The 11,844-nt window shown below is 73.0% G+C and carries 2 protein-coding genes; both read left to right on the top strand.

Annotation, left to right across the window (positions count from 1 at the left end; translation table 11 throughout):
* On the top strand, window positions 1-1,766 hold a 1,766-nt coding region (locus IF19_RS0129145; RefSeq protein WP_030290163.1), incomplete at its 5' end, for a condensation domain-containing protein.
* A complete protein-coding gene (locus IF19_RS0129150) occupies window positions 1,766-11,791 on the top strand; it encodes a non-ribosomal peptide synthetase (protein ID WP_050493993.1) in 10,026 nt (3,341 codons plus the stop codon). The genes IF19_RS0129145 and IF19_RS0129150, both read left to right, overlap by 1 nt.
* Window positions 11,792-11,844 lie beyond the last annotated feature (53 nt).

Below are 11,844 nucleotides of genomic sequence, written 5' to 3' on the forward strand. Positions count from 1 at the left end.
GCGACGTGGAGCCGGCGGCCGTGCGGGCGCAGATCGCCGCCGGACTGCCGGACTACATGGTCCCGGCCGCCCTGATGGCCCTGGACGAGCTCCCGCTGATGCCCAACGGCAAGGTCGACCGGGCATCGCTGCCCGCACCGCGGTGGTCCACGGCCACCGGCGGCCGCGGGCCCGCCGACGCCCGCGAGGAACTGCTCTGCCGGATCTTCGCCGACGTCCTCGGCCTGCCCGGCGTCAGCCCCGACGACAGCTTCTTCGACCTCGGGGGCGACAGCATCATGTCGATCCAGGTGGTCAGCCGCGCCCGCACGGGCGGGCTGCTGGTCTCGGCCCGCGACGTCTTCAGGGAGCGCACCCCGGCCCTCCTGGCACGGGCGGCCACAGCGGCGGTGACCACGGCGGAGGACCTGGACGCCGGTACGGGCGCCTTCGCGCCCACACCCATCATGCGCTGGCTGGAGCAGTACGAGGCCACCGACGGCTTCAACCAGTCGATGACCGTACGCGTCCCGGCGGGCCTCGACGAGCGGGCACTGGTCCGGGCCGCCCAGGCCCTGATCGACCACCACGACGTCCTGCGCCTGCGCCACCACCCGGACGGCACGTACGAGGTGCGCGAGCGCGGCACCGTACCGGTCACGGTCAGGCGCGTCGGTCCGGGCGACGGCGAAGCCGCGGAGACGGCCCGCCGGGAACTGTCCCCGGCGACCGGCGACGTCTCACGGTTCGTCTGGTTCGACGCCGGAAGCGACGCGCCGGGCACGCTGCTGATCGTCCTGCACCACCTGGTCGTCGACGCGGTGTCGTGGCGGATCCTGCTGCCCGACCTCGCCGCCGCGTACGAGGCGGTCGCAGCGGGCCGGGCTCCCGAGCTCGCCCCGGTCGCCACCTCGTACCGGACCTGGGCCGGGCACCTGCGGGCGGCGGACCGACAGGCCGAGTTGCCGGTGTGGCAGGAGATCGCCGCGACCGCGGAGCCGCTCCTCGGCACCCGCCGGCTGGACCCGGCGGTCGACACCGCCGCCACCGCCCGGGAGATCGAGCTCACCCTGGAACCGGACGTCACCGAGGCACTGCTCACCCGGATCCCGGCGAGTGTCAACGGCACCATCACCGACGCGCTGCTGTGCGGGCTGGCGACGGCGGTCGTGGAAGGACGCGGCGCCGGACCGGTCCTCGTCGACCTCGAAGGGCACGGACGTGAACACGTCGCCGACGGGGTGGACACCTCCCGGACGGTCGGCTGGTTCACCAGCCTCTACCCCGTCAGGCTCGCCCCGGACGGCCGCACGCCCACCGACAGGCTCAAGCAGGTCAAGGAACAGCTGCGCGCGTTCCCCGACAACGGCGTCGGATACGGCATCCTGCGCCACCTGAGGGGCGAGCCCGGTCTGGCCGTCGAGCCGCAGATCGGCTTCAACTACCTGGGCCGGTACACCGACGGCGACGACACGGGTGACTGGCAGACCGTCGACGGGCCGACGCCCGCGCCGCGATCGCCCGAGATGCCGATGACCCACGCGGTCGAGATCACCGCGGTCACCGAGAACCACGAGGGCTGTCCGCACCTCGTCGCCACCTGGACCTGGGCGTCCGGACTGCTCGCCGAGTCCGAGGTACGGCGGCTGGCACGCGCGTGGTTCGACGCGCTCACCGCGCTGGCGGACGAGCGGCCGGACGTGGGCGGACTGACGCCCTCCGACCTGAGCGACGACCTGACACAGAGCGAGATCGACAGCCTCGAGGCTGAACTGGGGGATTGGTAATGAAGCGCTCGCGCCTCGAAGACGTACTGCCGCTGACACCGTTGCAGGAGGGGCTGCTCTTCCACTCCCTCTACGACGAGGAGGCCGTGGACGTCTACAACACCCAACTCGTGCTGGCGCTCTCCGGTGAGGTGGACGCGGCCCTGCTGCGCCGCAGCGCCGAGGCCGTCCTGCGGCGGCACGCCAACCTCAGGGCCGGTTTCCGGCTGCGGGCGAACGGCCGGCCGATGCAGATCATCCCCCGGGACGTGAAGCCCGGCTGGTCCGAATCGACCCTTCGGGCCGAGGAACTGGACGCGTTCCTGACGACCGAACGGGCCACCCGGTTCGACCTCGGCCGGCCGCCGCTGATCCGCTTCAGACTGGTCCACCTCGGGCCGGAGGACCACCGGCTCGTGGTGACCAACCACCACATCCTGCTCGACGGCTGGTCGGCGCCCCTGCTGGTCGACGAGCTCTTCGAGGTCTACAAGGCCGGGGGCAGCACCGACGGACTGCCCCGGGTCACGCCGTACCGGGACTATCTGGGCTGGCTTGCCCGGCAGGACGCGGACGCCGGCGCGGAGGCGTGGCGGACCGCTCTCGCCGACCTCGACGGGCCGACCTCGGTGGCTCCCGGAGCTCCCGCGGGCAAGGTACTGCCCGAGCGGATCACCGCCGAGCTACCGCCCGGGACCACGGCCCGCCTGGTCCGGATGGCGGCCGACCGCGGCCTGACCGTGAACAACCTGGTGCAGGGCGCCTGGGCGATGGTGCTCGGGCAGCTCACCGGCCGCAGCGACGTCGTCTTCGGCGCCACGGTCTCCGGGCGCCCGGCCGACCTGCCCGGCGTCGAGGCCATGATCGGGTCCTTCATCAACACGCTCCCGGTCCGCGTCGGGCTGGAGCCTGCCGCGACGTTCGCCGAGGTCGTCGGTGATCTCCAGCGCCGGCAGACCAACCTGCTCGACCACCACCACGTCAGCCTCGCCGAGATCCAGCGGGCGGTAGGTCTGGGAGAGCTCTTCGACTCGATCCTCGTCTTCGAGAACTATCCCTTCGAGGACGCGGCGGAGAGCCCGGCGGGGAAGTTCAGAATCGCCGACGTCGAGGGCGGCGGCGCGACCCACTACCCGCTCAGCCTCATCACCGGCATCGCGGGAGACCGTCTCGTCGTCCGGCTCGACATCCGTCCTGAGCAGTTCGACAGAGCGCAGGGCACCGGTATCGCCGCCCGGTTCCTCCAGGTCCTCGAAACCGTCGCCGCCGACCCCGACCTTCTCGTCGGCCGCATCGACGTGACCCTGCCCGCCGAGCGGGAACAGGTCGTCGAGACGTGGAACGCCACGGATCTCGAACTGCCCGCCGCGGTCCTGCCCGAGCTGCTCGACGCCCAGGCGGTCCGCACACCCGACCGGGTCGCCCTCGTGCTGGAGGGCGAGGAGATCGCGTACGGGGAACTGCACGCGCGGGCCAACCGGCTGGCCCGCCACCTCATCGACCGGGGCGCGGGCCCCGGCGAGCTGGTGGCCCTCGCCGCCCCCCGCTCGGTGGACCTCCTCGTCGGCCTGCTCGCGATCGTCAAGACGGGTGCGGCGTATTTGCCGGTGGACGTCGGCTACCCGGCCGACCGCATCGCCTACATGCTCGCCGACGCTGCCCCGATCTGCGTGCTGGACAGCGCGTACCTGGCCGCCGTGGACGTGGCGGGGTACGAGGACACCCCGCTCACCGACGCCGACCGGCTCCGTCCCCCGCACCCGTCCGACCCGGCGTACGTCATGTACACCTCCGGTTCGACGGGCCGCCCGAAGGGCGTCGTCATCCCGCATGCCGCAGCCGTGAACCGGCTCGACGGTATGCAGCGCGCCTACCCCCTGGCGGCCGACGACCGGGTGCTGCAGAAGACCGCCACCAGCTTCGACGTATCGGTCTGGGAGTTCTTCTGGCCGCTGCTGCAGGGCGCCACGACGGTGATGGCCAAGCCGGACGGGCACCGGGATCCCGAGTACCTCGCCGAGCTGATCCGGGCCGAACGCGTGACGACGGTCCACTTCATCCCCGCGATGCTCGCGGCCTTCGTGCAGACGCCGCAGGCCGCCGACTGCACCAGCCTGCGCCGCGTCTTCTGCGGCGGCGAGGCCCTGCCCGCGGACCTGCACCGGAGCTTCCGCGATCTGCTCGGCGCCCCGCTGCACCATCTGTACGGCCCGACCGAAGCCACCGTCGACGTCACGGCGTGGGACGGCGGCCAGGAGATCCACCCGGGCAACGCGCCGATCGGCTTCCCCGTGTGGAACACCCGCGTCCACGTCCTCGACCGGGCGCTGCGCCCGGTTCCGCCCGGCGTCGTGGGAGAGCTCTACCTCGCGGGCGTCCAGCTCGCGCACGGCTACCTGAACCGTCCGGGCCTCAGCGCGGAGCGGTTCGTGGCCGATCCGTTCGGCCCGGCGGGGTCGCGGATGTACCGATCCGGCGACCTGGGGCGGTGGAACCCCGACGGTTCCCTCCAGTTCGCCGGCCGCGCCGACCGCCAGGTCAAGGTACGTGGCGTTCGGATCGAGCTCGACGAGATCCGGGCCACGGCGGCCGAACTGCCCGAGGTGGGCCAGGCCGTCGTCACCGTGGTCGACGAGCGTCTCGTCGCGTACGTCGTTCCCGGCGGGGCCGACCGGGCCGGCGACGACCTGGTCCGAACCGTCCGGGAGCACCTTGCCGCGAGGCTGCCCGCGGTGCTCGTGCCCGGCGCGATCGTGCTCCTCGACGCCCTGCCGCTGACCCCCAGCGGCAAGCTCGACACCGCCGCGCTGCCCGCCCCCGAATACGTGGCCGCCCCCGCGGCGCGGGCCGCGGCGACACCGCAGCAGGAGATCCTCTGCGGCCTTTTCGCCGAGCTGCTCGGCCTGCGGCAGACCGGTGTCGACGACGACTTCTTCGCGCTCGGCGGGCACTCGCTGCTCGCCACCCGGCTGGTCAGCCGCATTCGTTCCACGTTCGCCGTCGAGCTGCCGATCCGCGCGCTGTTCGAGGCGCCGACCCCGGCCGGGATAGCCGCCCGCCTCGACACGGCGGCCACCGCCCGCCCGCCGGTAGTCGTGGGTGCGCGGCCGGAGCACCCGCCTCTGTCGTACGCGCAGCGACGCCTCTGGTTCCTGTACCGGCTGGAGGGGCCCGCCGCCACCTACAACCTGCCGATCGCGCTGCGCCTGACCGGCCGGCTGGACCGGTCCGCGCTGCAGGCCGCGATCACTGACGTGACCGAGCGACACGAGGCCCTGCGCACGGCCTTCCCCGACTTCGCGGGCGCGCCCTATCAGCTGGTCCTGCCCGCCGAGGTCGAGCTGACGGTGGAACGCTTCTCCCCGGAGGCGCTCGCCGCGGCGGCCGGGTACGCCTTCCACCTCGAAAGGGAGGCCCCACTGCGCGTCACGCTCTTCGAGTCCGGTCCCGACGAGCACACGCTGCTGCTGCTACTGCACCACATCGCGGGCGACGGCTGGTCCGCGTCCCCGCTCGCGAGCGATCTCGCCACCGCGTACGCGGCCAGGTGCGCCGGCGGGAGCCCCGCCTGGCCGGCACTGCGCGTGCAGTACGCGGACTTCGCCCTGTGGCAGCACGAACTCCTCGCCGGTGAGGAGGACCCGGACAGCCTGATCAGCCGCCAGCTCGCCTACTGGCGGGCGACGCTGGCCGACGCCCCGGAGCTGCTGGAGCTGCCCACCGACCGCCCACGCCCCGCGGTCGCCGGGAACGGCGGTGGTGTCGTGGAGCTTGACGTGCCCGCCGTCGTCCACGAGGCGCTCCAGGCGCTGGCCAGGGCCCACCAGGCGAGCCTGTTCATGGTGGTCCAGGCCGGTATCGCCGCCCTGCTGACCCGTATGGGGGCGGGGGCCGACATCCCCATGGGCACGGCGATCGCCGGACGGACCGACGAGGCGCTCGACAACCTCGTCGGGTTCTTCGTCAACACCCTGGTGCTGCGCACCGACGTGTCGGGCGACCCCTCCTTCGCCGAGCTGCTCCACCGCGTCCGCACCGCCGACCTGGCCGCGTACTCCCACCAGGACGTGCCGTTCGAGCGACTGGTCGAGGTGCTCAACCCGGCCAGGTCGCTCGCCCACCACCCGCTGTTCCAGGTGATGCTGACGTTCGCGAACACCGCGGGCGGAGACTTCAGCATGTCCGGTCTCGAGGTGGTCCGCGAGCACGTCGGCGCGGACACAGCCAAACTCGACCTGTCCTTCTTCCTCGCCGAGGAGCACACCGAGGACGGCCGTCCGGACGGTCTGCACGGCGCGATCCAGTACGCCGCCGACCTGTTCGAGGCCGAGACCGTGCGGGCGATGGCCGACCGCCTGGTCCGTCTGCTCACCGCGGCCGCGGCCGACCCGAACCTCCCGATAGGCGATCTGCCGATCCTGTCCGACCAGGAACGCCACAGTGTTCTGACAGGCTGGAACGACCCGGGGCACGACGTACCCCGGACGACCGTGCCGGAACTGTTCGCCGCGCAGGCGGCCCGGACCCCCGGAGCCGTCGCCGTGGTGTGCGGGGACGACCGCGTCACCTACGCCGAGCTGGCCGACCGCGTCGACCGCCTCGCACGGCTGCTGGCCGCACGGGGCGCCCGCCCGGAGACCTTCGTGGCGATCGCCCTGCCCAAGTCCGTCGACCTGGTGGTGGCGGTGCTCGCCGTCTTCCGGGCCGGGGCGGCCTACCTGCCGCTGGATCCGGACTACCCGGCCGACCGGCTCGCCTTCGTGCTCGACGACGTCGATCCGGTGCTGGTGCTGACCACCACGACGACCGAGCTTCCCGGCACGCGCCCCCGCCTCCACCTGGACGCGGACCTCTTCCCGGACACGGACGGCGGCGCTGCGTGGACAGAGCCGCTGCCGGGGTTCGTACCGGACAGCGCCGCCGCGTACGTGATCTTCACCTCCGGTTCCACCGGCAGGCCGAAGGGCGTCGTGGTCGAGCACCGCTCGCTCAACTCGTACCTGGCATGGGCCCGTAACGCCTACGACTCCGTGGAGCGCGGTGCGCTCGTGCACTCGCCGATCTCCTTCGACCTCACCGTCACCGGCGTCTTCGCGCCCCTGACCGCGGGCGGTGCCATAGACCTCGTCGACCTGAACGGAGACGCTCCGGGCACGCGCCCCGCCTTCGTCAAGGCCACGCCGAGCCACCTCTCGCTGCTGCTGAACCTGCCGGACGCGTTCTCCCCGACCGAGCAGCTCGTTCTCGGCGGCGAGTCGTTGATGGGGGAACTGCTCGACGAGTGGCGCCGTCGGCACCCGGGCGTGACCGTGGTCAACGAGTACGGCCCCACGGAGACGACCGTGGGCTGCACCGAATTCCGCATCGCCCCCGGCGACACCGTCCCCAGCGGCGTCATCACCATCGGCCGGCCCGTCTGGAACACCCGGATGTACGTGCTCGACGCGAGGCTGCGACCGCTGCCCGTCGGAGTGACGGGCGAGCTCTACATCGCGGGCGACCTGGTCACCCGCGGCTACCTGAACCGGCTCGGCCTCACCGCCGCCAAGTTCGTGGCCGACCCGTACGGCCCTCCGGGCTCGCGGATGTACCGCTCCGGAGACCTCGGCCGGCGGAACAGGCACGGCGAACTGGAGTTCGTCGCCCGCGTCGACCACCAGGTGAAACTGCGGGGCTTCCGGATCGAGCTGGGCGAGGTCGAGTCGGCCGTCGGCAAGCACCCGGACGTGTCGCACGCCGCCGTCGTGCTGCGCGAGGACAGGCCGGGCGACAAGCGCCTCGTCGCGTACGTGACGCCCGCCGGGCTCGACCTGGGGGCCGTGCGGGCGTACGCCGCCGGGCAACTGCCCGAGTACATGGCGCCGTCCGCGTACGTGGCGATGGACCAGTTGCCCTTCACCGCCAACGGAAAGCTGGACCGGGACGCGTTGCCCGAGCCCGAGACGACGACCACGTCCGCCCAAGGTCCCCGGGACGCCCGCGAGGAAGCCCTCTGCGCGATCTTCGCCGAGTGCCTGGGCGTGCCCTCGGTCGGCGTCGACGACGTCTTCTTCGACCTCGGCGGGCACTCGCTGCTCGCCGCCCGGGTCGTCGCCCGCGTCCGGGACGAACTCGGCGTCGACGCCGGTATCCGGCTCCTCTTCGAAGCGCCCACCGTCGCCGGGTTCGCCGCGCGGATCGCCGGATCGGAACCGGCCGCCGGGCGGCCCCGGCCCGCGCTCACCCCGCGCCCACGGCCCGAGCAGGTGCCTCTGTCGGCCGCCCAGCGACGTCTGTGGTTCCTGTACCGCTTCGAGGGCCCGTCGCCCACGTACAACGTCCCGCTGGCACTGCGGCTCACCGGCCGGGTCGACCGGGCCGCCCTGCGGGCCGCCCTCGCCGACGTGGTGGGACGGCACGAGAGCCTGCGCACCGTCTTCGGTGACGAGTCGGGCGTGCCGTACCAGCGGATCGTGACCGGAGGACCGGTTCTGGAGGAAGTGGCCGGCGACGACATCGCCGCCGCTGCCGGGTACGCGTTCGCGCTCGACCGCGAACTCCCCATCCGCTGCTGGCTCTTCTCTCCCGGCGGCGACGAACACGTCCTGCTCGTGCTCGTCCACCACATCGTCAGCGACGGCTGGTCGATGGGACCGCTGCTGCGCGATCTGGCCACCGCGTACGAGGCCCGCCGCGCCGGGAGCGCCCCGCACTGGACCCCGCTTCCGGTGCAGTACGCCGACTACGCCCTCTGGCAGCGGGAGGTGCTCGGCGCGGAGGACGACCCGGACAGCGTGCTGGCACGCCAGACGGCGTTCTGGCGCGACGCCCTCGCGGGCGCCCCCGACCTGCTGGCCCTCCCCGTCGACCGGCCCCGGCCGGCCGTCCTCGGTCACCGCGGCGGCTCGGTGCCGCTGGCGATCGGCCCCGACCTGTACCGCGCCGTCGTGGACCTGGCCCGCCGCCGGCACGCCAGCGTGTTCATGGTGCTGCAGGCCGCCCTCGCCGCCCTGCTCACCCGGTACGGCAGCGGCACGGACATCCCGCTCGGCTGCGCGGTCGCCGGGCGCGACGAGGAGGCGGCCCATGAGCTGGTCGGCTTCTTCGTCAACACCGTCGTGCTGCGCACCGACGTCTCCGGCAGCCCCACCCTGCACGAGCTCCTCGACCGGGTGCGGGAGACGGACCTGGCCGCGTTCGCCCACCAGGACGTGCCGTTCGAGCGGCTCGTCGAGGTGCTCAACCCGACCCGCTCGCTGGCCCACCACCCCTTGTTCCAGGTGATGCTCACCCTGGAGAACCTCGACATCTCGGAGCCGGAGCTGCCGGGCCTGGTGGTGCGCGGGGAACAGGTCGACGCGGAAGCCGCCAAGGTGGACCTGGCGTTCGTCCTGGAGGAGGACGAGACCACCGGGCTGAACGGCATCGTGCGGTACGCCACCGACCTGTTCGACCCGGAAACCGCCCGCGGCCTGGCCGACTCCCTGGTCCGGCTGCTCGCCGCGGCGGTGGCCGAGCCGGACGCACCGCTGGACCGGCTCGACATCCTCGGTCCGGAGCTGGGCCGACGGGTCCTGGAGGGGTGGAACGACACCGCCCGCGACGTGCCCCCGCTCACCTGGCCGGAGCTCTTCGCGCTGCAGGCAGCCCGCACCCCGGACCACCCGGCCGTGGAGCACGGTCCCGAAACGCTCACCTACGCCGAACTGGACCTCCGCGCCAACCGGCTCGCGCACCTGCTGCGCGAGCGGGGCGCGGGACCGGGGGAGATCGTCGCGCTGCGGCTGCCCCGCTCGGCCGACCTGGTGATCGCCGTGCTGGCGACGCTGAAGGCCGGAGCCGCGTACCTGCCGGTCGACCCGGACTACCCGGCCGAGCGGATCGCGTTCATGCTCGACGACGCCCGGCCGGTGTGCGAGCTGACGCCCGCCTCCTTCCCGGTCCCGGAGGGACTCCCGGGCACGGAACCGGTCGTCGCCCGGCACCTCGACGACGCCGCGTACGTCATCTACACCTCCGGGTCGACAGGCCGCCCCAAGGGCGTCGTGGTGTCGCACCGCGGTATCGCGGGCCTGGTCGCCAACCAGGCCGAGCGCTACGGAGCCGGGACGGGCAACCGCGTCGCGCAGCTGATCTCCCCGAGCTTCGACGCCAGCGTCTCCGAGCTGTGCCTCTCCCTGCTCACCGGCTCCTGCCTCGTGATCCCCCCGGGCGTGCTGGCCGGCGACGAACTCGCCGCGTTCCTCGCCGACCGGAGCGTCACGCACGCGCACCTCACCCCGGCCGTGATGTCCGGCCTGCCCCGGATCGCGCTGCCCGACCTGCGGATGATCATCACCGGCGGCGACGTGCCCCCGGCGGATGTGATCGCCCACTGGTCCCGGGGCCGCGGGCTCGTCAACGCGTACGGCCCGACCGAGGCGACCGTCGACGTCGCCTCCTGGGTGTACGACGCTCCGGGCCGGCAGCCGGTCCCGATCGGCCGGCCCATCGCCAACGCCGGCGTGTACGTGCTCGACCGGTACCTGCGGCCCGTCCCGCCCGGCGTGGCGGGAGAGCTGTACACAACCGGTCCCGGCCTGGCCCGCGGCTACCTCGATCGCCCCGCCCTGACCGCCGAGAGGTTCGTCGCCGACCCGTTCGCACCCGGCGGCCGGATGTACCGCACCGGCGACCTCGTCCGGTGGGACCGCGACGGACGGCTGGTGTTCGTCGGCCGGGCCGATACGCAGGTGAAGCTCCGCGGCCTGCGGATCGAGCTGGGGGAGATCGAGTCGGCGCTCGCCGAGCAGCCCGGCGTCACCCACGCCGCCGCGGCGGTCCACGCCGACCGGCTCGTCGGCTACGCCGTCCCGGCCCCCGGAGCACGGCTGGACCCCGGGGACCTGCGCGCCGGGCTCGCCGCGGTGCTGCCGGCGCACATGGTCCCCGGTGCGGTCGTGGTGCTGGAACGCCTGCCGCTGAGTCCCAGCAACAAGCTCGACCGCAAAGCCCTGCCCGTACCTGAGGTGAACGCGGCGACGGCCGGGCGCGACCCGCGCAGCCTGCGGGAGGAACTGCTCTGCGGCCTCTTCGCGGACGTACTCGAACTGCCCCGGGTCGGCGTCGACGGGAACTTCTTCGAGCTCGGCGGCCACTCGCTGCTCGCGATGCGCCTCGCCACCCGGATCAACACCGCGCTCGATGTCGAGGCGGACGTCCGGACGCTCTTCGAGGCGCCCACCCCGGCGCTGCTCGCGGCGCGGCTCGACACCGTCGACGACACCGGCCCCATGGCGGTGCTGCGCAGGGGCGGCGACCGCCCCTCCCTGTTCTGCGCCCCGCCGGCGCTCGGCCTGAGCTGGTGCTACGCGGGACTCCTGCGCGGGCTGCCCGAGGACACGGGCCTGTACGGCCTGCAGGCGTGGGGACTCGACGGCCCGGGACCGCTGCCGGACTCGCTGACCGTGTGGGCACTCGACGCGGTCGAGCAGATACGCGCCGTCCAGCCGCAGGGCCCGTACCACCTGCTGGGTTACTCGACCGGTGGCAACATCGCGCACGCCGTCGCCACCACCCTGCAGGAACAGGGAGAGCAGGTGGCCCTGCTGGCCATCATGGACTCCCGGCCGGGGGACCCCGGTCAGGAGGGCCCGGTGGAGAAGCAGCGGCTCCTCACCCCCGCCGACGTGCTCGCCGTCCTGAGCGACGACGCGGGCGGCGACCCCGACAACCGGGGCGATGAGGCGGAACAGCGGGCGCGGGCACGGGGCCTGGTCGGAGAGATCCTCGGTGGCGCGGCCGACGAGCGGCTCTTCGACGTCATGGTCAACACCATCATGGTGGCCACGGCGCACCGGCCCGCCGCGTACAAGGGCGAGGTGGCGCTGATCACCTCGGGCGGCGAGGAGAGGGCCGCGAAGCTCGCCACCGCCTGGGCCCCCTATGTGGACGGGGAGCTGAAGGTCACCCCGTTCAGCTGCGGGCACGACGATCTGCTGGAGCCGGCCCTGCTGCGCGACGTGGCCGCACGTATCGCCGGATTTTTCGAATGCGGGCCGGAAAAGGCCGTAATAGAGGACCGATAATGCGGCTCAATACCGTGCGACGTATTCCTGTTGTCCCGCGGATTTCGAGGCGG

Source organism: Streptomyces californicus (assembly GCF_000717645.1).
GTDB lineage: Bacteria > Actinomycetota > Actinomycetes > Streptomycetales > Streptomycetaceae > Streptomyces > Streptomyces californicus.